The organism is Stenotrophomonas sp. SKA14 (genome assembly GCF_000158575.1).
Lineage (GTDB): Bacteria > Pseudomonadota > Gammaproteobacteria > Xanthomonadales > Xanthomonadaceae > Stenotrophomonas > Stenotrophomonas forensis.
The window spans coordinates 4,679,138-4,703,151 of the sequence record NZ_DS999412.1 but is presented as its reverse complement, the minus strand read 5'-3'; the positions used below and the strand labels follow the sequence as shown (position 1 = coordinate 4,703,151).

Here is a 24,014-nt window from a genome sequence, read left to right as displayed (position 1 = left end):
TTGACATTGTCGATCCACCAGGCGATCTGCCTGTTGGCCGCTGGCGTGGCCTGCCCAGGATGGGCACTGGCAGCGCCGGCCAATCTGGGCGAGCAGGCGCTGATGGCGCAGAGCGGCGCAGCCAATGCGCGTGCCCCGGAATCGGCCCAGTTCAATTCCAGCTTCCTGTCCGGCCAGGCCAAGCAGGTCGACCTGGCGGCCTTCAGCAATGGCAACCCGATGGTGGCCGGCACCTACCGCGTCGACGTCTACGTCAACGGCGGCTGGCAGGGCCGTCGCGACCTGCAGTTCAAGGCCGATGCGCAGGGCCACGTCGATGCGTGCCTGCCGCTGCCGATGCTGGAAGAAATGGGCGTGGACAGCGAGGCCGTGCTGCTGCAGCAGGACCCGACGCTGCCGACCGACAAGACCAGCTGCGTGCCGGTGCAGCAGCGCATGGCCAATGCCTACGGCATCTATGACAGCGGCAACCTGCGCTACGACCTCAGCATCCCGCAGGTGTTCCTGCGCCGCGAAGCGCGCGGCTACGTCAATCCGGCGCTGTGGGACCGTGGCATCAACGCCGGCTTCGTCGGCTACAGCTTCAATGCCATCGACAGCGACAGCCGCGTCGAAGGTGGCCAGCGCAACCGCAGCGCCTACCTCGGCCTCAATGCCGGCCTGAACCTGGGCGGCTGGCAGTTCCGCCACGACTCGAACCTGACCTGGTCCGAGGGCGATGGCCGTCACTGGCAGAGCATTGCCACCTACGCACAGCGCGGCATCCCGCAGGTGCGCGGCATGCTCACCATCGGTGAGGCCTACACCACCGGCGAGCTGTTCGATTCGATCGGCTACCGTGGTGCCAGCCTGGCCAGCGACGACCGCATGCTGCCCGACTCGCTGCGCGGCTACGCGCCGGTCGTGCGCGGCATCGCCGAAACCAACGCGCGCGTTGAAGTGCGCCAGAACCAGCAGCTGATCTATTCCTCCACCGTATCGCCGGGCAGCTTCGTCATCGACGACCTGTACCCGACCGGCTACGGCGGCGACCTGGAAGTGAGCGTGATCGAGGCCGATGGCCGCCGCCGCGAATTCAAGGTGCCATTCGGTTCGGTGCCGCAGATGCTGCGCGAAGGCGTGTCGCGCTACGCGCTGACCGCCGGCCAGGTCCGCAACAAGCTGCTGGCCGATGAGCCGTGGCTGGTGCAGGGTACCTACCAGCGCGGCATCGGCAACCAGCTGACCCTGTACGGCGGCAGTGCGCTGAGCGATGGCTACCTGTCGCTGCTGTACGGCGTCGGCCTGTCCACGCCGGTCGGTGCGTTCGCGGCCGACGTCACCCATGCGCGCACCTCGTTCGATCACTACGGCAACCACACTGGCGCCAGCGTGCGCTTGAGCTACAGCAACATGATCGGCGAGACCGGGACCAACCTGACCCTGGCCGCGTACCGCTATTCGACCGAAGGCTTCTACAGCCTGCAGGACGCGCTGTATGGCCGCGACTCGGACAAGCGCGGCATCGATCCGACCACCCGTGGCCGCCAGCGCAGCCAGTTCCAGCTGACCCTGAACCAGCCGCTGGGCCGTCGCGGCGGCGCGCTGTACGTGACCGGCTCGGTGCGTGACTTCTACGACCGTGCCGGTACCTCCAAGCAGTACCAGGTGGGCTACAACAACGCCTGGCGTTCGATGAACTTCGGTTTCTCCGCGCTGCGTACCGAAGAAGGCGTGCTCGGTCGTTCCGACACCCAGTACCTGCTGTCGATGAGCGTGCCGCTGGGCCGTGGCACCCACCCGGTGTCGTTCAGTGCCGACCTCGGCATGCGCGACCGCGGCGGCTACGACAACAGCCGCGTCGGCATCACCGGTTCTGCCGGTGTCGACAACAACTTCAGCTATGGCGCGGCCCTGTCCGATTCGCGCGAGGGTGGCACCACGGCGGTCGGCAATGTCGAGTACCGCAGCCGCTACTCGGCGTTGAACGCGACCTACAGCCATTCGCGTGATTTCCGCCAGGCCTCGGTCGGTGCCAACGGCAGCGTGGTCGTGCATCCGGGTGGCTTCACCTTCACCCCGCAGCGCGGCGACACCATGGTGCTGGTCGAAGCACCGGGCGCGCGTGATGCCATCGTCAGCAACGCCCCGGGCCTGCGCGTGGACGGCCGCGGCTACGCGGTGGTGCCGTACGTGTCGCCGTACCGCCTCAACACCGTCACCCTCGACCCGCAGGGCATGGCCCACGACGTCGAGCTGGAAAGCACCAGCCAGTCGGTCGCGCCGTTCGCCGGGGCCATCAGCTACCTGCGCTTCGACACCCGCAAGGGCAACGCACTGCTGATCCAGGTCCGCAACCCCGATGGCCGCAGCATGCCGTTCGGCGCGCAGGTCAAGGATGAGCAGGGCCAGCCGGTGGGCATGGTCAGCCAGGGCGGCCGCGTGTACGTGCGCAGCGAACAGAACCAGGGCCGCCTGCTGGTGGAGTGGGGCGCCGGTGCCGATCAGCGCTGCACGATTGATTACCAGGTTCCGGCGGGCGCCGATGCGTCCAAGACCGGCTTCATTCCGCTGGAGGCAGCATGCCGATGATTCCTTTCCGTGGCCGCAGGCTGCTGGCCACGCTGGCCGTGCTTGGTGGCGCGCTGCTGGCGCAGCAGGCCAGCGCCGCCTGCCGCATCCAGATCAACGGTTTCGTTGCCCAGGATGTGCAGATGGACATGGGCCAGATCGTGATCCTGCCCAGCACGCCGGTGGGCGGTGTGATCAAGGAACTCAGCGTGCCGATCAACCAGCAGAACAACGTCGCCCGTTGTGACTACTGGTATGGCGGCAGCTCGACCGGTGAGTACGTCAACGCGCCGCAGAAGCGGCCGGTGGCCGGCTTCGCCAACGTCTACGAGACCGGCGTTGCCGGCGTGGGCATCCGCCTGTTCCGCGACTCCGGCGCGATCCAGACCTACTACCCGCATTCCATCAACTTCAACGCCAACTCCACCATCTCGCTGATCGGTGGCCAGTTCCGCATCCAGCTGATCAAGACCGCCGCGCAGACCGGTTCGGGCGTGATCGCGCCGAACGGCCGCTTCACCACCTACTATTTCGATGGCGACGGCCCCAGCCGCCCGGTGCTGACTTCGACCTTCCGCGGTTCGGGCACCACCGTGGTCAGCCCGACCTGCGAAGTGGAGGCTGGCAGCCGCAACATCGCCGTTGATTTCGGCAGCGTGCCCAACACCAGCTTCACCGGCGTCGGTTCGCGCGCGGTCGATCGTGACTTCGAGATCCGCCTGAACTGCCAGGGCAGCAACGTTGCCGCCTACCAGAGCAAGATCGGCATCCGCCTCGATGCCGACCAGGACAGTTCGAACATGCCCGGGGTTCTGAAGCTGAGCGCGGCCACCAACAGCGCGACCCGCATCGGCATCCAGATGGTGCAGCGTGACGGCAGCACCGAACGCGAAGTCCGCTTCGGCCAGGCCATCAATGTCGGCACCACCGCGCCGGGTACCAGTGTCATGAGCCTGCCGCTGCGGGCCCGCTACGTGCAGACCCAGGCCGGGACTGTCGGTGCCGGTGTCGCCAACGGGCAGGCAACGTTCACGATCCAGTACGAGTAACAGCGCTTTTCCATCGCTGAGCAGTGCCCCGCACGTCGCCTGTTCCGCAGGCGGCGTTGACTGCGTCTTGATGCCGCAAACGTGAAGATCGGAGCTATCATGACCGTACAGAAACATGAATGTGATGTGCGTCATGGAAATGACCTTCCCTTCACCGCAGCGTCTCCGCCATCGGGCCTTCCGCCCGGTTGAGGGGCGTTGAAAGGACCCGGCGTGACAGCAGCCCACCTTGCCATTGCCGGATTGCCTTCGGAGTTCGTTGAGATGCGCGGGGGCGGCCTGTACTGGGTCGTCGCGGCCGGCAGCGCGCCGACCGACCTGCTCGGTGCCGGCGTGCTGTCCACCGCCGCTGCGCTGCAGGACGCCGTTCTGGTGACGCTGGGCCGTGGCGCCGAGCCGATGCTGTCGCTGCTGGCGGACGATCAAGGACCGGCACGCCTTCGCCTGTTCCAGCGTTCCCACCACGGCATGCAGCAGGCGCTGCGTGGCCTGCCGGCGGACCTGCCGCGCGTGGCGTCCGCCGCTACCGGGCTCAGCCTGGTGCAGTTTCCGGTTGCTGCGCTGGATGGCTGGGATGACACGCGCCTGGCGCGCTGGTGCGAACGGCTGCAACGCTGGGCGGGGCAGACCGGCCAGATCGTGCTGCTGCTCTGCCATGGCGAAGTCGCCACCCTGGCACCGCGCCTGCTGCCCTTGAACCGGGCCTGCGCCGGCGTGGCCCAGCTGCACCCGCATCGCGGTGCCCTGCAGCTGCTGCTGCATTACTGGTCGAACAGTCATGGCGTGGTTGCGCAGCGTTCCTTTGGCGTGCTGCAGGAGGGGACGGGCCTGCGCCACGTGGCCGAGGCCGATACCGGTGGCGAGGCTGCCAGCCTTGCCAGCGGAAGTGATCGCGACGTCTTCCTGGCCCAGGCCGAAGTGCTGGAGGGCGCGCCGCCGCTGTCCGCCGCATGGCGCCTCTACGAGGGCTGGGCCGGCCTGCTGCCGGCCGCATTGCAGGCGCGCGAGGCCACCGTGGTGCTGGCCATCAACGAGAACGCCCAGGTGGACGCGCTGGCCCGGCTGCTGCACCGCCTGCGCCGCGAGCGCGGCACCGCCCTGAAGCTGGTCGTGCGCGAGCTTCAGCCCTGCCTGCGTTACGCCGACGAACGCTTGCTGATGCAGTGCGGGTGCAGCCTGGTGGTGCCGGCCGACACGCCGCTGCCACGACTGCTGACGCTGCTGGAAACCGTGCAGCGGCAGCGCTGGCAGGGCCAGCTGGCCGATGACCCGGAGCCGCTGATCCGCGCCCATCGGCCGCCGTCGCTGAGCGGCCTGGTCAATGCCGCACGTTTCCGCCAGATCGCCGCAGAACGCATCGACCAGGACGGCAGTGCGGTAGAAAGCGCGGTGCTGGCCCTGCAGCCGGTTGCCGGCCTGCGCGCCGAACAGACCCTGCAGCAGCTGCGCATCCGCCGCCAGGGTGATCTTGCCTGTGTCTATCGCGGGCAGGTCCGCCTGTTCCTGTTCGGTTGCCGCCGCGATGCGGTCGAGCAGGCGCTGGGCAATCTGTTCCGCCTGCCTTGGCGCGAACTGTTTGACGGCTATCAGCGCCTTGCCGAATACGACATCGCCGCCATGAACCCGAGCGGCAGCGATCCGGACGTCGAGCTGCTGCCCGAGGCGCCGGTTGCCTTGCCCGCAGTGGCTCCGGTGCGGGAAGCGCCGGCCGTCGTTGCCCCGAAGCCGCTGCGGCTGGGAGATACCGCATGACCACCGACCAGCAACTCTGGACCCTGATCGTCGCCTGCGCGGTCGTGATGATTCCCTTCGGGGCCATGCTGGGCACCCTGTGGCGCGGGCTGCGCCGCCGAGCCACGCGCTGGTTGCCGCCCCGCCACCTGCGCCGCGCCGGCGTGCGCCAGCGTGCGCCGCGGAGCGCTGCATGAGTCCGCAGAACGTTCCCGCATCTCCGTTCGCATGGGCCGACCTGCGTGGCTGGAACCTGTATTTCCTGTCCAAGGTGGTGCTGGCCTGGATGGGCGCGCTGGACCTGAAGATCCTGCCCAACCTGCTGTTCCTGGGTGCGCTGCTGGTTCCGCTGCGCTGGCGCTGGGCACGCATCGCACGCACCGTCGTGGCCGTGCCGGTGGGCGTGGCGCTCTATTACCAGGACACCTGGTGGCCACCGTTCCAGCGCCTGCTGGTGCAACCGGGCGTGCTGGATTTCTCGGCCGACTACTGGCTCGAACTGGCCCAGCGCTTCATCAACTGGCAGATGGTGGCGGTGCTCGCGCTGCTGCTGGTGGCCTACTTCCTGCTCAAGCCGTGGCTGCGCATCACCACCCTGAGCGTGCTGGGCATGCTCGGCCTGGCCGTCATGGCAATACCGATGCCGGCCGGCTGGAACTGGGGGCAGGGCACCGCCACGGCGGCCAGCACAGGGACCGCTGGGGCGACGACAGGGGGGCTGCCGCCTGCCAACAACGACACGCTCAATGCGTGGCTGACCAGTTTCTACCAGCAGCAGGCCAGCCTGAAGACCAGCTTCCCGGCGCCGGCCAGCGGTGCTCCGTTCGACGTCATCATCCTCAACATCTGCTCGCTGGCGTGGAGCGACCTGGATGAAGTCGGGCTGCGCCAGAACAACCTGCTCGACCACATGGACGTGGTGTTCGACGATTTCAATTCGGCCACCGCCTACAGCGGCCCGGCAGCGATCCGCCTGCTGCGCGCCAGCTGTGGCCAGACCTCGCATACCAAGCTGTTCGACCCGGTGCCTGCCGAGTGCCAGCTGTTCTCGAACCTGCAGCGGCTGGGCTTCCAGAGCGAGCTGGCGATGAACCACGATGGCCACTTCGACGACTTCATCGGCGAGCTGCACCAGTACGGTGGGCTGCAGGCACAGCCGATGGATATCAGCGCCTTCCCGAAGGCGCTGGTGGCGTTCGACAAGTCGCCACTGCGCCGCGATGGCGATGTGCTGATGGCCTGGTGGAAACAGCGGCTGGCCGAAGCCCCGCAGCAGGTGGCGCTGTTCTACAACACGATCTCGCTGCATGACGGCAATCGCATCGTCGGTGCCGATGGCCGTTCCAATGCCGCCGACTACAAGGCGCGCGCGGAGATGGTGCTGGGTGACATGGCCGGTTTTGTCGATGCGGTGGAAAAGAGCGGCCGGCGCGCGATGATCGTGGTGGTCCCCGAACATGGCGCCGCGCTGCACGGGGACCGCATGCAGATTCCGGGCATGCGCGAGATCCCCAGCCCGTCGATCACCCACGTGCCGGTGGGCGTCAAGCTGGTCGGAATGGGCGCACCGGCGGCCGGTGGCCCGCGCCACATCCCCGAGCCGAGCAGCTACCTGGCCGTGTCCGAGCTGGTCTCGCGCGTCTACGCACTCAACGCGCAGTCGCCGCCGAGCGAGCGCAACTGGGACAGCCTGCTCAAGGGCCTGCCGCAGACGCCCTCGGTGTCGGAGAACGAAGGCGCCAAGGTCATCGACTACGGCGGCAAACCCTGGCTGCAGTTGCAGGGCAGCCAGACCTGGAGCCCCTACCCGGAGGATGCGCGCTGATGCCTGCCGACATTCTTGCCGTACCCGCCACCCTGTCCGTGGAAGAGGACGACATCGATCTGCTGCGCCGCAGCCTGGACATGCCGGAGCTGCCCTACGTGGATTTCTCGGCCCAGCATGAGCGTGCCCAGGCGCTGGCGCGCTGGCCGTTGCTGGCGGAACTGGAGCGGCGCGGATGAGCAACATGTTGTCCCTGCAGGGCGTCCACGGCGGCACCGGCGTGACCACGGTGCTGGCCGCGCTGGGGCAGGGCCTGCATGCCCAGGGCCAGCGCGTGCTGCTGGTGGAATGCAGTCCCGACCAGATGCTCGGCCTGCATCTGGGCCTGCCCGCCGATGTCGACGGTGGCTGGGCGCGCGCGCAGCTGGACGGCAGCGACTGGCGCGATGCCGCCTATGCCATCGCGCCCGGCTTGGCCGTGCTGCCCTATGGCCGGGTGGATGCCGAGGGCGCGATGCAGGTCGAGCAGCAGCTGCGCCAGGCGCCTTCAACCTGGGCCGATCGCCTGCCGCTGCTGCAGCCCCAGTTCGACTGGGTGCTGTTCGATCTGCCACAGCGCCTGCCGGCACATGCGGCGGCCATCAACCAGCACGCGCGCTGCACCCTGCCGTTGCGCCTGGCCTGCGTCGATCCGGTCAGTCATGTGGTCCTGCAACGGCAGCCGGACGACGAGCGCCTGGTGCTGGCCAACCGCTACGACCCGGCCGTTCCGGTGCAGCGCGATCTGATGCAGCTGTGGTTGCACACCCATGCCAGGCGGCTGGTGCCGCAGCCGTTGCATGAGGATGCGCGGGTGCCGGCCGCACTCGCCAGCAAGCAACCGCTGGGCCGTTATGCAGCGAACTCGCTGGCCGCGGCCGACGTCGACGGCCTGGTGCTGTGGTGCCTGGCTGAAGCGGCCCGGCGGCAGCACCGCGAAGGCGGCCCCTGATGGGCGCCCGGGTCTACTACCTGGGCTGGGGGCGCCTGCGCGAGCGGGTGCATGCGTCCTGGCCGACGCGGGCGCTGCTGTGGTTGCTGCAATGGACCGGGTGGGCCTTCCTGCGCCTGGAAGGGCCGGCCTGGCAGTCGATCGCGCCGCGGCTGCGCAACGCCTTCCCGCAGATCCAGGGTGACCGTCGCTGGCGTCCGGGTGATCCGCTGCGTCTGCTGATCCAGGCCGCCTGGCTGTCACTGGTGCGGCTGGTGCCGAAGGCGTCGAAGCGGCGGCAGCGCCTGGCCGAAGCCAACCGCCAGCGGATTGCCGAGCTTCGCGGCGCCGCAGGCCGAGGCCGCCTGCGCTATCTGCGGGCGATGAGCGATGCGCCCAGCGAGTTCTGGAACAGCCGTTTCGCAGGCTGGTTCGGGCAGCGTGTCCGCGCCCTGTCGCCGCGCTCGCGGCATCTGCTGACGCTGTTGATCGGGTTGCTCACGCTCGCGCTGGCGGCGCTGTGCATCACCCAGCCGTTCACCTACTTCGCGCAGTTCGTGTTCGTGCTGCTGCTGTGGATCATCGCCCTGCTGGTGCGGCGCATGCAGGGCCGCTACGCCACGCTGGTGCTGGTGGTGCTGTCGATCACCGTGTCCTGCCGCTACCTGTGGTGGCGCTATACCGCCACGCTGAACTGGAACAGCACCTTCGACCTGGTCTGCGGCGTGATCCTGCTGGCTGCGGAAACCTACTCCTGGCTGGTGCTGATGCTGGGCTACGTGCAGGTCGCCTGGCCGTTGCGTAGGCGACCTGCGCCGCTGCCGGCCGACGTGCGGCAATGGCCGACGGTGGACGTGCTGATTCCCACCTACAACGAAGACCTGGCGCTGGTACGGCATACCGTATACGCCGCGATGGGCCTGGACTGGCCTGCGGACAAACTGCGCATCCACATCCTCGATGACGGCAAGCGCGAGGAGTTCCGTGCCTTCGCCGAGCGCGCCGGGGTGAACTACATCACCCGCACCGACAACCGCCACGCCAAGGCCGGCAATCTCAACCATGCGCTCACCCTGATCGATGGCGAGCTGGTGGCGATCTTCGACAGTGACCATCTGCCGGTGCGCTCGTTCCTGCAGATCACCTGTGGCTGGTTCCTGCGTGACCCGAAGCTGGCGCTGGTGCAGACCCCGCATCACTTCTTCTCCGCCGACCCGTTCGAGCGCAACCTGCAGGTGTTCCGCAGCGATCCCAACGAGGGCGAGCTGTTCTATGGGCTGGTGCAGGACGGCAACGATCTGTGGAACGCGGCGTTCTTCTGTGGCTCCTGCGCGGTGCTGCGGCGCGAGGCCATCGATGCGATCGGCGGCTTCGCCACCGAGACGGTCACCGAAGATGCGCATACCGCCCTGCGCCTGCACCGCAAGGGCTGGAACTCGGCTTACCTGCGCATCCCGCAGGCGGCCGGGCTGGCCACCGACAGCCTCGGCGCGCACGTCAACCAGCGCATCCGCTGGGCGCGCGGCATGGTGCAGATCTTCCGCATCGACAACCCATTGCTGGGCAAGGGGCTGAGCCTGTTCCAGCGCTTCTGCTATGCCAACGCCATGCTGCATTTCCTTGCCGGCATCCCGCGGCTGGTGTTCCTGACCGCGCCGCTGGCGTTCCTGCTGCTGCACGTCTACATCATCTACGCCCCGGCGCTGGCCATCCTGCTGTTCGTGGTGCCGCACATGGCCCATGCCAGCCTCACCAATGCCCGCATCCAGGGCAAGTACCGCCGCCCGTTCTGGGGCGAGGTGTATGAGACCGTGCTGGCCTGGTACATCGCGCGGCCCACCACGGTGGCACTGTTCAGCCCGGGGCGCGGCAAGTTCAACGTCACCGACAAGGGCGGCACCCAGGCCGGTGACCGCTTCGACTGGCGGGTGGCGCGGCCCTATCTGGTGCTGGCACTGCTGAACGTGCTGGGCCTGTGCTTTGCGGTGTGGCGGTTCATGCACGGGCCGGCCGATGAACGCGGCACGGTGGTCGTCAGCTCGCTGTGGGTGCTGTACAACCTGCTGATCATCGGTGGAGCGCTGGCCGTGGCCGCCGAGGTGCAGCAGGTGCGGCGCACGCATCGCGTCACCACCCGCCTGCCGATGGCGCTGGAGATTCCCGATGGCCGGCGCCTGCGTGGCGTGCTGCAGGACTACTCCAATGATGGCGTTGGCGTCGAACTGGGCGAAGATGCCCAGCTCGCCGAAGGCCAGCAGGTACAGGTGTTGCTGGGTCGCGGCCGGCGTGAATTCGCTTTCCCGGCACGCGTGCAGCGCACCGTCGGCCACCGCTTGGGCCTGCTGCTGCTGTTCGAGGACGAGCGCCAGCGCGTGGAGTTCGCCCAGTGCACGTTCGCGCGCGCGGACGCGTGGCTCGACTGGCATGCCGGCTATCAACCCAAGAGCCTGCCGCGCAGCCTGTGGAGCGTGCTGGTCCTGGGCTGGCGCGGTTACCGCCGGATGGGCGATTTCACTCCGTTCGACCTCGACCGCCCGGCACACTGGAATCGTCGCCTGCTGCGATGGCTCGCCAGCTTTGCCCCGCAACGTCCGCTTCCTTCCCACCCGGCTGACCCAGCCGCTGATCCAGGGCTTCGTCCATGAGCATTCCGTCTTCTCTGCGCTGGCTGCTGTTGCCCCTGCTGGCCCTGCCGGTGGCATCCGGCAACAGCGCTCCTGCTCCGGTCCCGGTGCCGCCGCCCGCACCGGCAAATGCCGCACCGGTGGCAGCGCCGCCTGCGCTGCCCACGACCTCGGCCACCCCCGCGGTTCCGGCCGAGGCAGCGGCGCTGACGCAGACCTGGGCCGGCAGCGCCTGGCCCTGGCAGCGGCAGAGCACGTTCGCCCAGCTGGGGCGGCGCCAGGACACCCTGCTGTCCGGCGTGCGCAACGCCACCACGTTCGAGTTCCAGGTCCGCCGCGACCGCCTGGTGCGCGATGCGGAACTGGACCTGAGCTTCACGCCTTCGCCGTCGTTGCTGCCGACCCTGTCGCATCTGCGGGTCTACCTCAACGACGCGATGATGGGCGTGGTGCCGATCAGCAACGATCAGCTGGGTCGCCCGGTGCAGGCCAAGCTGCCGCTGGATGCGCGGCTGATCGCCGACTTCAACCAGGTGCGGCTGGAGTTCGTCGGCCACTACACCGACATCTGCGAAGAACCCACGCACAGTTCGCTGTGGGTCAACCTGTCCAGCAACAGCACCCTGCGCCTGGGTGGGCAGCCGCTGGCGATGCAGGACGACCTGGCGAACTTCCCGCTGCCGTTCTTCGATCCGCGCGACACCGCGCGGCTCGAACTGCCAGTGGTGTTCACCGGCACCCCGAGCCTGGCACAGCAGCGCGCGGCGGCGGTGATGTCGTCGTACTTCGGCAGCCTCGCCGGCTGGTGGCGGCAGGCGCGGTTCCCGGTGAGCTTCGGCGCGCTGCCCGAGAAGGGCCATGCGGTGGTGCTGGCCGTGAACGGGAAATTCCCCGCGGTGATCGGCAACCACGCGCCGGTGAAGGGCCCGGTGATCGAGTTGATGGCACTGCCGGACGACCCGCAGCGCAAGCTGCTGCTGGTGCTGGGCCGCAACGATGACGACCTGCAGAAGGCAGTGGCTGCGATGGCGGCCGGCAACGTGCTGTTCCGCGGGCGCCAGGTCAGCATTGACGAGATCAAGCCGCTGGCCCCGCGCAAGCCGTACGACGCCCCGAACTGGGTGCGCACCGACCGCGCCGTGCGCCTGGCCGAACTGCTGGACTATCCGCAGCAGCTGCATGCCAACGGCGTGTCGCCGCAGCCGATCACGGTCAACCTCAACCTGCCGCCGGATCTGTTCATCTGGCGCAACCAGGGCATTCCGCTGAACCTGCGCTACCGCTACACGCCGCCCTTCGGCAGCGACGAGTCGCGGCTGGGCGTTGCGATCAACGATCAGTTCATTTCCAGCTTCCCGCTGGTGCGGCGCACCGGCAAGCAGGGCCTGGAAGAGATCCGTCTGCCGGTGCTGGCCGGTGATGCCGGTGCCGACGATGGACGCCTGTTGATTCCTGCACTCAAGCTGGGTGACCGCAACCAGCTGCGCTTCGACTTCAACTTCGCCAGCGTGATGGGCAGCGCGCAGCGCGATCATTGCCAGACCGTGCTGCCACCGAACCTGCAGGCGGCGATCGAGGAAGATTCAACCATCGACTTCTCCGGCTTCCATCACTACATGGGCCTGCCGGACCTGTCTGCATTCGCCCTGAGCGGTTTCCCGTTCACCCGCATGGCCGACCTGTCCGAGACCGTCGTGCTGGTGCCGCCCGCTGCCAGCGAGGCGCAGGTCAGCCTGCTGCTGAACCTGGTGGGTGGCCTGGGCGTGCAGACCGGCTACCCCGCCTACGGCCTGCGCCTGTCCGATGACTGGAAGCAGGCCAGCGCACTGGATGCGGACCTGCTGATGCTGGGTGCGTTGCCGGCCGAGTTGCGCGGCAGCCAACAGCTTTCGCTGCTGATCGATGACCAGCGCACGCGGCTGCTGAACGGCCAGTCGCCTTCGCCGCAGCAGGCGATGGAGCAGGCACGGCGTGGCAGCCGTGATGGCGACCCGGCGGTGACCGAGGTTGCGGTGACCGCGCAGGCACCGTTTGCCGCGATCATCGGCATGCAGTCGCCGCATCATGCCCAGCGCAGCATCGTCTCGCTGGCCGCCAGCAATGCCGCGGACTATGGCCTGCTCGACGACGCGCTCAGCGATACCGGCAAGCGCGAGGCAATTGCCGGCTCGGTGGCGATCCTGCGCACGTCCGGCATCCACAGCCAGTTCGTGGGTGAGCACTACTACGTTGGCGCGCTGCCGTGGTGGCTGCTGCTGTGGTACCACCTGGCCGACCATCCCGCATTGCTGGCGGTGCTGGCCACGCTGGTGGTGCTGATGTTCGCCTTCCTGTTGTGGCGCACGCTGCGCTGGGTGGCCGCCAAACGCCTGGATCCGGGGCACTGATGGCGCGCACGCGGCACCCGCTGGTGACGGCGTCGGGGCTGGTCCTGCTGGGACTGGCCGGTGCCGGCCCGTGCGCGGCACAGGCGTTGCCGGCCACACCGGGAGGCACGGTGGCCGAGCAACGCCAGTGGCTGCTGCAGCAGGTGCGTATCGGCGAGGCCACCGGCCGCCAGAGCCTGATCGAAGACGCGTTGGCGCGGCTGCGGATGCTGGCACCGGATGATCGCGGCACGCTGGTGGCGATCCTGGAAGTGCAGTTGTCGCAGCAGAAGCTGGACGATGCCGAAGCCACGCTGGCACGGCTGCGCCAGATCGGCGCAGGCAGCCGCGAGCTGGCGGCGGGCGAACGCCTGTGGCAGGCCTATCGCGGCGACCTTCAGCAGGAACTGCAGCAGGCCCGCCTGTTCGCCGCCGGTGGTCGCAGCGAGGAAGCACTGGCGATCTACCGGCGCCTGTTCAACGACGATCCGCCGGGCCTGCAGCTGGGCCTGGAATACTGGCGGCTTCGCGGTACCCAGGCCGAAGGCCGTGCACCCGCGATCCGTGCGCTCACCGAGCTGGATCGCAGCTACCCGGGCAATGTCACCCTGCTGCAGGCACTGTCGCAGCTGCTGTTCGCTGCGGGCCGCGACAGCGAGGCACTGGCGGCGCTGCAACGCATGGGGCGCAACCCGGAAGCGCGCGGCATGGCCGCCGACGCCGAATGGGCCTATCTGAAGGATCAGCCGGCCGACGAACGCAGCGTGCGCCGCCTGCAGGACTTCATCACCCGCAATCCCACATTTACCGACATCGCACTGGTGCGCGAGCGCTACGCGGACCAGCACAAGCGGGTCAGTGACCCGGCCTGGCGTGCCGGGCTGCGCGGCCAGCAGCTGCTGGACGCGGGCCGCAATGAAGACGCCGAGCGCGCCTTTCTGCAGGCGCTGCGAGGCTATCCACGCGAGCCAGGCCTGCTTGGCGGATTGGGCATGGCGTTGATGCGCCAGGGCCGCCGCGAGCAGGCCATCACCTACTTCCAGCGCGCGGTGCAGGCGACACCGGCCGGCGACAGCAATGACAAGTGGCGCGACCTGATCGCCAGCACCCGCTACTGGCTGCAGCTGGACCAGGCCGATGCTGCGCTGAAGGCAGGCCGCCTGGACGAAGCGGAGCGCCTGTACGCGCAGGCACGGCGGCAGCAGCCGCGCGACGTCAATGCTGTGCTGGGCCTGGTCGACGTCGCCGTCGCGCGCGGTGACGATGCGGCTGCCGAACGCCAGCTGCAGAGTGCACGGCGGATCGCGCCCAACGATGCCAACGTGGTGCGCAAGCTGGTGCAGCTGTATGGCCGCACCGATCCGCAGCGGCTGGAGGCGTTCATCAACGCGCTGCCCGCTGCACAGCGCAAGCTGTATGCCGAAGACCTGCGCCAGCTGCAGATCACGCGGCTGCGCGAACGCCGCGAGCAGGCGCTGGCTGCCGGCGATGCCGCCACGGCCATCGCACTGGGAACGCAGCTGCGCGCGGAACTGCCCGAAGATGCCTGGCTGGCCTATGCCCTCGGCAACGAGCTGCGTGCGGCAGGCCGGGAGCAGGAGGCCGATGCCGTGGTGGCCGACATGGCCCGGCGCAACGGCAGTGCAGAGGCGCGCTATGCGCAGGCACTGTACCTGTCCGGGTCCGATCGCCTGCCGCAGGCACTGGCCGTGCTCGATGCACTGCCCCAGGCACAGTGGGACGATGACATCCGCGCGCTGTCGGCGCGCCTGCACCGGCAGCAGCTGACCGACCATCTGTGGGAGCTGCGCGCGCAGGGCAGGGAGGCCGAGGCCATCGCCCTGCTGCTGCAGCAACCGCCCAGCACCGACAACGACATGCTGCTGGCCGAGTGGGCCCGCCTGCGCGGTGACCACGCGCAGGCACTGCACTACTACCAGCGCGTGCTGGCGGCACAACCGGACAACGTCGATGCGCAGCTGGGCCGGATCCAGGCCTGGATCGGCAGCGGCGACCTGGCCAGCGCACGCCGCCAGATGCAGGATGCACCGCCCCAGGTTGCCGATGAGGCGACGGGGCAGCAGCGCCAGCTCGCCACCATCTGGACCGACCTGCGCGAGGACGCGAAGGCGCTCGCGATCCTGCGTGCGCTGCTGGCACGCAGGACCGCGCCCGACGCACAGTCCTGGCGCGACGCGGCACGGCTGGTTCGCCGTGACGATCCACAGCAGGCGTTGGACATGTACGCGCAGGCCATGGCTGGCAACGGGCTGCTGGCACCGGCACAGGCAGCACCGCGCGACAACCGCGCGCTGACACTGGCCAGCCGCGAGACCGCAGGCGACGACTGGCTGCGTCGCAGCCTGCGCAGTGATGTCGAAACCCTGTACCAGCAGGAGAATCCCACCCTGACCGTGATGCAGGATACGGGCCGCCGCAGCGATGGCACGCCGGGCATCTCGCGGCTGTCGCGTGATACCCGCATCGCGCACCTCGACGCGCCGTTCGCCGGTGGGCTGGGCTGGGCGCGCATCGAGCAGGTGCAGTTCGATGCTGGGCGCTTCCAGACCGATGCCAATGGCACCTACGACGAAGACTTCGGCAGCTGCGATCTGGACCTGGTCCAGGCCGACGGCACGCGGCTGCGTGCACCGGGCTGCACCCGGTTCGTGCATCAGCAACGCACGTCCGGTGCCGGCTTCGCCGTCGGCTGGCGCACGCTCGACGATCGCTGGAATTTCGATATCGGCCATACCCCGTCCAACTATGCGGTCGGCAACTGGCTCGGCGGCCTCACCTTCAATGGAGACCTGGGCCGTTTCGGCTGGGGAGCCACCGTATCGCGGCGGCCGATGACCAATTCGCTGCTGTCGCAGGCCGGTGCATACGACCCGCGCAGCGGCATCCGCTGGGGCGGTGTCACCGCCAATGGCCTGACCTTCAGCCTGGGCTACGACCAGGGCGGCCGCAATGGCGTCTGGTCGAACTGGAGCTGGCATCGCCTGACCGGCGAGAACGTGGTGGACAACACGCGCGCCCGTGCGATGGTTGGCTGGTACCACAAGCTGATCCAGCGCACCGACATGCGCCTGGATATCGGTACCACCGCGATGTACTGGCGTTACCAGAAGGACCTGGGCGGCTACTCGCTGGGCCAGGGCGGCTATTACAGCCCGCAGCGCTACGCATCGCTGAGCCTGCCGGTGAGCTTCGCCTGGCGCAACGCCACCTGGTCGGTGCGCCTGGATGGATCGGTGAGCGTGTCCAGCGCGCGGACGTCCTCGATCAGCCGTTACCCGGACCAGGCGCTGATCGAACGCGTGATCGCCCAGCTGGAACCGCAATACGGCCCGCTGACACTGGACCAGGCGGGCCTGTACACCGGCGACAGCAAGAGCACCGGCACCGGCTACCGCCTGTACGGTGCGGTGGAGCGCCGGCTGGGTGACCACTTCGTGCTGGGCGCCGCCGGTACCCTGCAGCGCAGCCGCGACTTCTCGCCGAACTCGTTCCAGCTCTACCTGCGCTATACCTTCAAACCCTGGCAGGGCAACCTGCCGTTGCCGGTCTCTCCGTTGGTGCCCTATGGCGAATTCCGCTGACCTGCACCGCCGGCGCCTGCTGCAGGCGGCCGCGGCAGTGCCGCTGCTCGGCTGGGGTGCCGCGCAGGCGCAACCGGCGCCATCGGCATCGCGCTGGCCCGCGTGGCAGGTGCTGCTCGACAGCAGCCTGAGCCGCGACGGGCGCATGATCGATCGCAGCCAGGATGATCAGCGCAGCACCTCCGAAGGGCAGTCCTATGCACTGTTCTTTGCGCTGGTCGCCAATGACCAGACCCTGTTCGATCGCATCCTGGCCTGGACGCAGGACAATCTGGCCGGCGGTGACATGCGCCAGCACCTGCCGGCCTGGCTGTGGGGGCGGGATGCCAAGGGGGGCTGGCAGGTACTGGACAGCAACCCCGCCTCTGATTCGGATCTGTGGCTGGCCTATGCGCTACTGGAAGGTGCGCGCCTGTGGCGGCGTCCGGCGTTGCAGGCCATCGCCGAAGGCATGCTGCAGCAGGTGCGCGAGCGCGAGATCGTGCAGCTGCCGGGGCTGGGCCCGATGCTGCTGCCCGGCCCGCAGGGCTTCGTCGAAGGCGATGCGACCCGGATCAACCCCAGTTATCTGCCATTGCCGCTGCTGCGACGGTTTGCATCGGTTGACCGCAAGGGGCCGTGGCCGGCACTGGCGGCAAACACGGTGCGGATGCTGCAGCAGAGCAGTCCGCACGGATTCGCGCCGGACTGGACGGCCTGGCAGGCCGGCGGTTTCGTGGCCGACCCGGTGAAGGGTGCGGTCGGCAGCTACGATGCGATCCGCTGCTACGCCTGGGCGGGCATGACCGCGCCGCGCGATCCGCTGTTCCGGCCGCAGCTGGCTGCGTTGTCCGGCCCCCTGCAGCGCCTGCGCAGCGGTGCTGCGATGTGGGAAAAGATCGACACCCGTAGCGGGCAGGGGCAGGGCGAAGGCAACTACGGCTTCCGCGCGGCGTTGCTGCCGTATCTGCTGGCCCAGGGAGAAAACGAGCGCGCCCGTGCACTGCAGGCCAGCCTGCCCAGCGCCGAGCAGCAGCGCGCCGATGCCCCGGCGTACTACTCGCAGATGCTCAGCCTGTTCGGGCTGGGCTGGGCCGAAGGGCGCTGGCGCTTCAACGCCGACGGCAGGCTGCAGCCGCGCTGGTGAGCCGCGCGCGCTGCAGGGCCGGGTGCATGCCGGCGCCGCTTACTCCAGCGCGTAGCGCAGGGTGAACAGCACCGCCACCAGCCACACCGCCGGGTGCACTTCGCGCCAGCGGCCGGTGCCCGCCTTCAGCGCGGCGTAGGCGATGAAGCCGAACGCCAGGCCGTTGGCAATCGAGTAGGTGAACGGCATCGCCAGCGCACACAGCGCGGCGGGCACCGATTCGGTCAGGTCGCTCCAGTCCACTTCCACCAGTTCGCGCAGCATCAATCCGGCCACGAACAGCAGCGCCGGCGCAGTGGCATAGCTGGGCACCATCGCCGCCAGCGGCGAGAACAGCAGCGCGGCCAGGAACAGCGCCGACACCACCAGCGCGGTCAGCCCGGTACGGCCGCCCACCTGCACGCCCGAGGCGCTTTCGGCGAAGGCGGTGGTGCTGCTGGTGCCGAGCATCGAACCGGCGACGATCGCCGTGCTGTCGGCCAGCAGTGCACGACCGAAACGCTTCTGCGCACCCGGCAGCTTCAGCAGGCCGGCGCGGCCGACCACGCCGTACAACGTGCCGGTGGCGTCGAACACCTCCACCAGCACGAACACCAGCACCACCTGCAGCAGCACCGCGATCGGCGCGCCGCCGTCGTGGTGCAGCAGGCCAGGCAGGTCCAGCTGCAGGAAGGTCGGGGCCAGGCTCGGCGGCAACGACACCAGGCCCTGGTACTGCACATCACCCAATGCCCAGCCTGCGGCCGTCACTGCCAGGATGCCGATCAGGATCGCGCCGCGGATGCGGCGTGCTTCCAGTACCGCGATCAACAGGAAGCCGGCCAGTGCCAGCAGCGGCGGCGCCGTGTTCAACGGGCCCAGCGCCACCAGCGTGTCTTCATTGCCGACAATCACGCCGGATTTCTGCAGCGCGATGATCGCCAGGAACAGGCCGATGCCGGCCACGATGGCCGAACGCAGCGATGCCGGAATGCCCGACACCAGCCAAGCGCGCACGCCGGTCAGCGACAGCACCAGGAACACCAGGCCGGAGATGAACACCGCACCCAGCGCCTGCTGCCACGGCAGGCCGGCAGCGCCGACCACGGTGAAGGCGAAGAACGCGTTCAGGCCCATGCCCGGTGCCATGCCGACCGGGAAGTTGGCGGCCAGCGCCATCACCGCCGAACCCAGCGCGGCAGCCAGGCAGGTCGCCACGAACACCGCACCGGCATCCATGCCGGTGGTGCCGAGGATCTCGGGGTTCACGAAGACGATGTAGGACATCGTCAGGAAGGTGGTGACACCGGCCAGCAGCTCGGTGCGCACGGTGGTGCCGTGCTGCTGCAGCTGGAACAGGCGTTCGAACAGGGACATGGGGATTCTCGCGAAGGTGTCGCCAGCGAGCGGGCGACCCACAGTAAAGAGAAAGGCCGCGCGAGCGCGGCCTTTCCTGTTGCCTTACTTCAGCGCCTTGAAGCGCAGGCGCTTCGGCGCAGCGTCGTCGCCCATGCGGCGGCGCTTGTCTTCTTCGTACTCGCGGTAGTTGCCCTGGAAGAACTCCACGTGCGAGTCGCCTTCGAACGCCAGGATGTGGGTCGCGATGCGATCCAGGAACCAGCGGTCATGCGAAATGACGAAGGTGTTGCCCGGGAACTCCAGCAGCGCATCTTCCAGCGCACGCAGGGTTTCGATGTCCAGGTCGTTGGACGGTTCGTCGAGCAGCAGCACGTTGCCACCCTGCAGCAGGGTCTTGGCCATGTGCAGGCGGCCACGCTCACCGCCGGACAGCGAACCGACCATCTTCTGCTGGTCCTGGCCCTTGAAGTTGAAGCGGCCGATGTAGGCGCGCGACTGGATCTCGATGCCGTTGATGTTGAGGATGTCCAGGCCGCCCGCGATTTCCTGGAAGACGTTGTGGTTGCCTTCCAGTGCATCGCGGCTCTGGTCGACGTAGGACAGCTTCACGGTCGGGCCGACCACGATCTCGCCGGTGTCCGGCTTTTCCTGGCCGGTGATCATCTTGAACAGGGTCGACTTACCGGCACCGTTCGGGCCGATGATGCCGACGATGGCGCCGGCCGGCACCAGGAAGCTCAGGTTGTCGAACAGCAGGCGGTCGCCGAACTTCTTGGAGACGTTCTTGAACTCCATCACCGCATTGCCCAGGCGCTCGCCCGGCGGGATGAAGATTTCATTGGTCTCGTTGCGCTTCTGGTAATCGACCGACTGCAGCTCTTCCAGGCGGGCCAGACGGGCCTTGCCCTTGGTGCGGCCGCCCTTGGCGTTCTGGCGCGACCATTCCAGTTCCTTCTGGATCGCCTTCTGGCGGGCCTTTTCCTGGTTGTCTTCCTGCTTCAGGCGCTCGTCCTTCTGGGTCAGCCAGTCGGTGTAGTTGCCCTTCCACGGAATGCCGCGGCCGCGGTCCAGTTCCAGGATCCACTCGGCGGCGTTGTCCAGGAAGTAGCGATCATGGGTGACCGCCACGACGGTGCCGGTGTAGCGCGCCAGGAACTGTTCCAGCCACTCCACCGACTCGGCGTCGAGGTGGTTGGTCGGTTCGTCGAGCAGCAGCATGTCCGGCTTCTGCAGCAGCAGGCGGCACAGCGCCACGCGGCGCTTCTCACCACCGGACAGCTTGCCGACCACGGCATCCCACGGCGGCAGGCGCAGCGCATCGGCGGCCACGTCCAGCTGGTTTTCCAGGGTGTGCGCGTCACCGGCGGCGAGGATCGCCTCCAAGCGCTCCTGTTCCTTGGCCAGCGCGTCGAAGTCGGCGCCTTCCTCGGCATAGGCCAGGTACACCGCGTCCAGCGCGGCCTGGGCCTGCAGCACTTCGCCCACGCCTTCCTCGACCGCTTCACGCACGGTCTTGGTCGGGTCCAGTTCCGGTTCCTGCGCCAGGTAGCCGACCTTGATGCCCGGCTGCGGGCGGGCCTCGCCCTCGAAATCGGTGTCCACGCCGGCCATGATCTTCAGCACGGTGGACTTGCCGGCACCGTTCAGGCCCAGCAGGCCGATCTTCGCGCCCGGGAAGAAGGACAGCGAGATGTCCTTGATGATCTGCCGCTTGGGCGGGACCACCTTGGACACGCGGTTCATGGTGTAGATGTATTGCGAGGACATGAGGTCTCCGTAGGCGCGGCCCTGCGCCCGGTCCGTCACGGGAACATCCCGTTGCGGCAGCGGGCACAGACTGAAAAGGTGTACCGCCAATTATAGCCGGAACCGCTTCCGGGCCGCGCCGGGCAGGGGGCGCCGGGCTGGCTATCGCCTGAATACTCGGTCACAGTCCCGCAGCGGGAAGCGTTTCCAGCCGGAAACGGTTCAGATCAGGTGCGCAATATGGGCTCACCACCCACCCAAGCAGAGGTCTGACATGCGCATCAATCGAGTAATGGCCGGCGCCGTGGCCTCTGTGCTGGCGTTGGGTGCCGTCGCCCCGGCCTTCGCCGACAACGACCACCGGGACCGCCGTGAATGGCGCGAAGACCGCCGCGAGTGGCGCCAGGATCGCCGTGACTGGGAACGCGACCGCCGCGAGGCCCGGCGCGACTGGGAGCGTGACCGCCGCGACTGGCACCGCGACCACGACCGCTACTACCGCCCGGCACCGCCGCGGGTGGTCTATCGGCCCGCACCGCCGCCGCGCTATGGCAGCTACGGCTGGCGCGTCGGTTCGCCCTATCGCAACTACTACTCCGGCCCGGTCTACGTGGTGAACGACTACCCGCGCTACCACCTGCGCCGCCCGCCCTATGGCCACCACTGGATCCGCGATGACCGCGGCAACATGCTGCTGGTGGCCATCGCCACCGGCGTGATCGCCCAGTACGTGCTCAGCGGCCGCTGAGTCGGCGGTCTGATCCACGCATGGCGTGGATCTACTGATACGGCAGGCGAAACCATACGGGGCCGGATTCCTTCGGGGATGCCGGCCCCGTCCGTTTCGGCCCCAGCGGCGCGGTGCGGGGCTACAATCAAGGGCTGAGTCGTACCCCTTTCCCTGCCTGCTGGAGTACCCGATGTTCCCGCGTGACGTCCGCATCGAATCCTACGATCCCGAACTGGCCAAGGCCATTGCCGCTGAGACCCAGCGTCAGGAAGACCACGTCGAGCTGATCGCCAGCGAGAACTACACCAGCCCGGCGGTGATGGAAGCCCAGGGCAGCCAGCTGACCAACAAGTACGCCGAAGGCTACCCGGGCAAGCGCTACTACGGTGGCTGCGAATACGTGGACATCGCCGAGCAGCTGGCCATCGACCGCCTCAAGCAGCTGTTCGGTGCCGACTACGCCAACGTGCAGCCGCACAGTGGCTCGCAGGCCAACCAGGCCGTGTACTTCGCCCTGCTGCAGCCGGGTGACACCATCCTCGGCATGAGCCTGGCGCACGGCGGCCACCTCACCCACGGTGCCAAGGTGAATGCTTCCGGCAAGCTGTTCAACGCCGTGCAGTACGGCGTGAACGACCAGGGCCTGATCGATTACGACGAAGTCGAGCGCCTGGCGCTGGAGCACAAGCCGAAGATGGTCGTGGCCGGCTTCTCTGCCTACTCGCAGGTGATCGACTGGGCGCGCTTCCGCGCCATCGCCGACAAGGTCGGTGCCTACCTGTTCGTCGACATGGCCCACGTGGCCGGCCTGGTCGCCGCTGGCGTCTACCCGAGCCCGCTGGAACACGCGCACGTGGTCACCTCGACCACCCACAAGACCCTGCGCGGGCCGCGCGGCGGCATCATCGTGGCCAAGGGCGCCGACGAAGACCTGGTCAAGAAGCTGCAGTCGATCGTGTTCCCGGGCATCCAGGGCGGTCCGCTGATGCACGTCATCGCCGGCAAGGCCGTGGCCTTCAAGGAAGCGCTGGAGCCGGGCTTCAAGGCCTACCAGCAGCAGGTGGTGAAGAATGCCCAGGCGATGGCCAACACGCTCATCGCACGTGGCTACAAGATCGTTTCCGGCGGCACCCAGAACCACCTGATGCTGGTCGACATGATCGGCAAGGACGTGTCCGGCAAGGACGCGGAAGCCGCGCTGGGCAAGGCCCACATCACCGTCAACAAGAACTCGGTGCCGAATGATCCGCGTTCGCCGTTCGTGACCTCGGGCCTGCGCCTGGGCACCCCGGCGGTGACCACCCGCGGCTACGTCGAACAGGACTGTGTGGACCTGGCCAACTGGATCGCCGACGTGCTCGATGCACCGGCCGATGACGCCGTCATCGCCCGCGTGCGCGACGCGGTCAGCGCGCAGTGCCGCAAGTACCCGGTCTACGGCTGATCGGTCCTGTGGGGTCGGAACCCTTCCCGCGGGAAGGGCTCTGACCCCGGCATCGGAGCACCCGCGCATGGACGAGCGCCGCCTCAGATATCTGTATGCCGCGCTGGCAGTGGTGTTTGGCCTGCCAGGAGCGCTGCTGGGCGGCATTGTCGCCCTGGTGGGCGTGTACGCCGGCCTGATGCAGGAAACCCGGCTGCCGAGCCGGTTGCTGATGGTGCTGCTGGGCGCTGCCGGCACCGTGGGCATCGTTGTCTGGCTGCGTATCAGCGTCGATTTTCTGCTGCACGGCCGGCCGGGCCTGCGGGCCGTGAGCCGCATCGGGTGGTGGGGCCTGCTGCTGGGTGCGCTGGTTGCCGTGCCCATCGCCGTACTGGGCGTGGTGGTCGGGTTGACCGAACGCGCGGAGGGCTTTGGCCTGTTGCTGTTCGGCCCGCCACTGCTGGTGCCGGCTGCGATGCTGCTGTGGCTCAAACGCCGCCCGTGACGCGGCCCACGGAAGGAAACCGGATGCATGGATGAGGGCCTGCACAAACGGATGGTCGCGGTGGGAGGGCTCGTACTGGGCCTGCCTGCCTTTGCCGCCGGCGGAACCGTCGCGGTGCTGGGCCTGATGGTCGTGTTGGACGGCAAGTATCTGTCTGGCAACGAACCCACAATGCTGCTGCTGTGGTCGCTGGGCGGGATCATCGGCCTGCTGTCATGGCTGTGGCTGAGCGGTGTATTCCTGTGGCGCGGCCGCACCGGCCTGCGGCAATCGTCGCCTGTGGCGTGGTTGGGCTTGTTGCTGGGTGTCCTGGCCGCGCTGGCGGTGGTCGCCGTCACCCTGCATCTGGTGTTCAAGGACGGCGAATTCGCGCTGTTGAGCTACCTGGGCTTGGGGCCGCCGTTCCTGCTGCCGGCCGCACATCTGGCGTGGTTGCGCTGGCGCTCGAGTGCCGCTGCAACCGCCCAGGGCGGCTGAGGCGACAGCTGT

17 protein-coding genes are annotated in these 24,014 nt (G+C 68.3%); 15 read left to right on the top strand and 2 right to left on the bottom strand.

Features of this window, described 5'->3' with window-relative positions; translation table 11 throughout:
* Positions 1-6: 6 nt before the first annotated feature.
* From SSKA14_RS21605 to bcsZ, 11 genes are all read left to right on the top strand, one after another.
* Positions 7-2,571: a fimbria/pilus outer membrane usher protein gene (locus SSKA14_RS21605; protein ID WP_050413404.1), complete on the top strand. Its 2,565-nt coding sequence runs from the start codon at positions 7-9 to the stop codon at positions 2,569-2,571.
* Positions 2,562-3,599 (top strand): fimbrial protein, encoded by a 1,038-nt coding sequence (locus tag SSKA14_RS21600; RefSeq protein ID WP_040008943.1) that lies wholly within the window; start codon positions 2,562-2,564, stop codon positions 3,597-3,599. Before SSKA14_RS21605 ends, SSKA14_RS21600 begins: the two co-directional genes overlap by 10 nt.
* A 213-nt stretch (positions 3,600-3,812) precedes the next feature.
* Positions 3,813-5,351, top strand: coding sequence for a BcsE family c-di-GMP-binding protein (locus tag SSKA14_RS23155; protein WP_157636003.1), 1,539 nt, complete (start codon positions 3,813-3,815; stop codon positions 5,349-5,351).
* Positions 5,348-5,527, top strand: coding sequence for a cellulose biosynthesis protein BcsF (gene bcsF, locus SSKA14_RS21590; protein ID WP_040008940.1), 180 nt, complete (start codon positions 5,348-5,350; stop codon positions 5,525-5,527). Before SSKA14_RS23155 ends, bcsF begins: the two co-directional genes overlap by 4 nt.
* The gene (bcsG, locus tag SSKA14_RS21585; protein WP_040008938.1) at positions 5,524-7,155 is read left to right on the top strand and encodes a cellulose biosynthesis protein BcsG; all 1,632 of its coding nucleotides are present in this window, start codon (positions 5,524-5,526) and stop codon (positions 7,153-7,155) included. The genes bcsF and bcsG overlap by 4 nt, the downstream gene beginning before the upstream one ends.
* A complete protein-coding gene (gene bcsR, locus SSKA14_RS21580; protein WP_040008936.1) occupies positions 7,155-7,334 on the top strand; it encodes a cellulose biosynthesis protein BcsR in 180 nt (59 codons plus the stop codon). Before bcsG ends, bcsR begins: the two co-directional genes overlap by 1 nt.
* A complete protein-coding gene (bcsQ, locus tag SSKA14_RS21575; protein WP_050413402.1) occupies positions 7,331-8,086 on the top strand; it encodes a cellulose biosynthesis protein BcsQ in 756 nt (251 codons plus the stop codon). The genes bcsR and bcsQ overlap by 4 nt, the downstream gene beginning before the upstream one ends.
* Complete coding sequence (bcsA, locus tag SSKA14_RS21570) at positions 8,086-10,710, top strand: UDP-forming cellulose synthase catalytic subunit (protein WP_008266134.1); 2,625 nt, start codon at positions 8,086-8,088, stop codon at positions 10,708-10,710. Before bcsQ ends, bcsA begins: the two co-directional genes overlap by 1 nt.
* The gene (gene bcsB, locus SSKA14_RS21565) at positions 10,707-13,076 is read left to right on the top strand and encodes a cellulose biosynthesis cyclic di-GMP-binding regulatory protein BcsB (RefSeq protein ID WP_008267973.1); all 2,370 of its coding nucleotides are present in this window, start codon (positions 10,707-10,709) and stop codon (positions 13,074-13,076) included. Before bcsA ends, bcsB begins: the two co-directional genes overlap by 4 nt.
* Positions 13,076-16,657, top strand: coding sequence for a cellulose synthase complex outer membrane protein BcsC (gene bcsC / locus SSKA14_RS21560; protein WP_008266107.1), 3,582 nt, complete (start codon positions 13,076-13,078; stop codon positions 16,655-16,657). Before bcsB ends, bcsC begins: the two co-directional genes overlap by 1 nt.
* On the top strand, positions 16,641-17,783 hold the full coding sequence (bcsZ, locus tag SSKA14_RS21555) for a cellulose synthase complex periplasmic endoglucanase BcsZ (RefSeq protein ID WP_008266929.1): 1,143 nt from the start codon (positions 16,641-16,643) through the stop codon (positions 17,781-17,783). Before bcsC ends, bcsZ begins: the two co-directional genes overlap by 17 nt.
* 39 nt (positions 17,784-17,822) lie before the next feature.
* On the opposite strand, the gene SSKA14_RS21550 is transcribed toward bcsZ, so the two are convergent.
* Together SSKA14_RS21550 and ettA are read right to left on the bottom strand one after the other, a co-directional pair.
* The gene (locus SSKA14_RS21550) at positions 17,823-19,139 is read right to left on the bottom strand and encodes an NCS2 family permease (RefSeq protein ID WP_008268362.1); all 1,317 of its coding nucleotides are present in this window, start codon (positions 19,137-19,139) and stop codon (positions 17,823-17,825) included.
* 84 nt (positions 19,140-19,223) lie between these two features.
* Entirely contained in the window at positions 19,224-20,888 is a 1,665-nt protein-coding gene (gene ettA, locus SSKA14_RS21545; RefSeq protein WP_005412220.1) for an energy-dependent translational throttle protein EttA, read from the bottom strand.
* Between the two features lie 253 nt (positions 20,889-21,141).
* Here ettA and SSKA14_RS21540 point away from each other — a divergent pair, with 253 nt between their 5' ends.
* From SSKA14_RS21540 to SSKA14_RS21525, 4 genes are all read left to right on the top strand, one after another.
* Entirely contained in the window at positions 21,142-21,615 is a 474-nt protein-coding gene (locus SSKA14_RS21540) for an RcnB family protein (RefSeq protein WP_008267952.1), read from the top strand.
* Between the two features lie 172 nt (positions 21,616-21,787).
* Positions 21,788-23,041 (top strand): serine hydroxymethyltransferase, encoded by a 1,254-nt coding sequence (glyA, locus tag SSKA14_RS21535; RefSeq protein ID WP_008266020.1) that lies wholly within the window; start codon positions 21,788-21,790, stop codon positions 23,039-23,041.
* 67 nt (positions 23,042-23,108) lie between these two features.
* Positions 23,109-23,525: a hypothetical protein gene (locus SSKA14_RS21530; protein WP_008268247.1), complete on the top strand. Its 417-nt coding sequence runs from the start codon at positions 23,109-23,111 to the stop codon at positions 23,523-23,525.
* A gap of 27 nt (positions 23,526-23,552) precedes the next feature.
* A complete protein-coding gene (locus SSKA14_RS21525; RefSeq protein ID WP_008266896.1) occupies positions 23,553-24,002 on the top strand; it encodes a hypothetical protein in 450 nt (149 codons plus the stop codon).
* Positions 24,003-24,014: the final 12 nt, after the last annotated feature.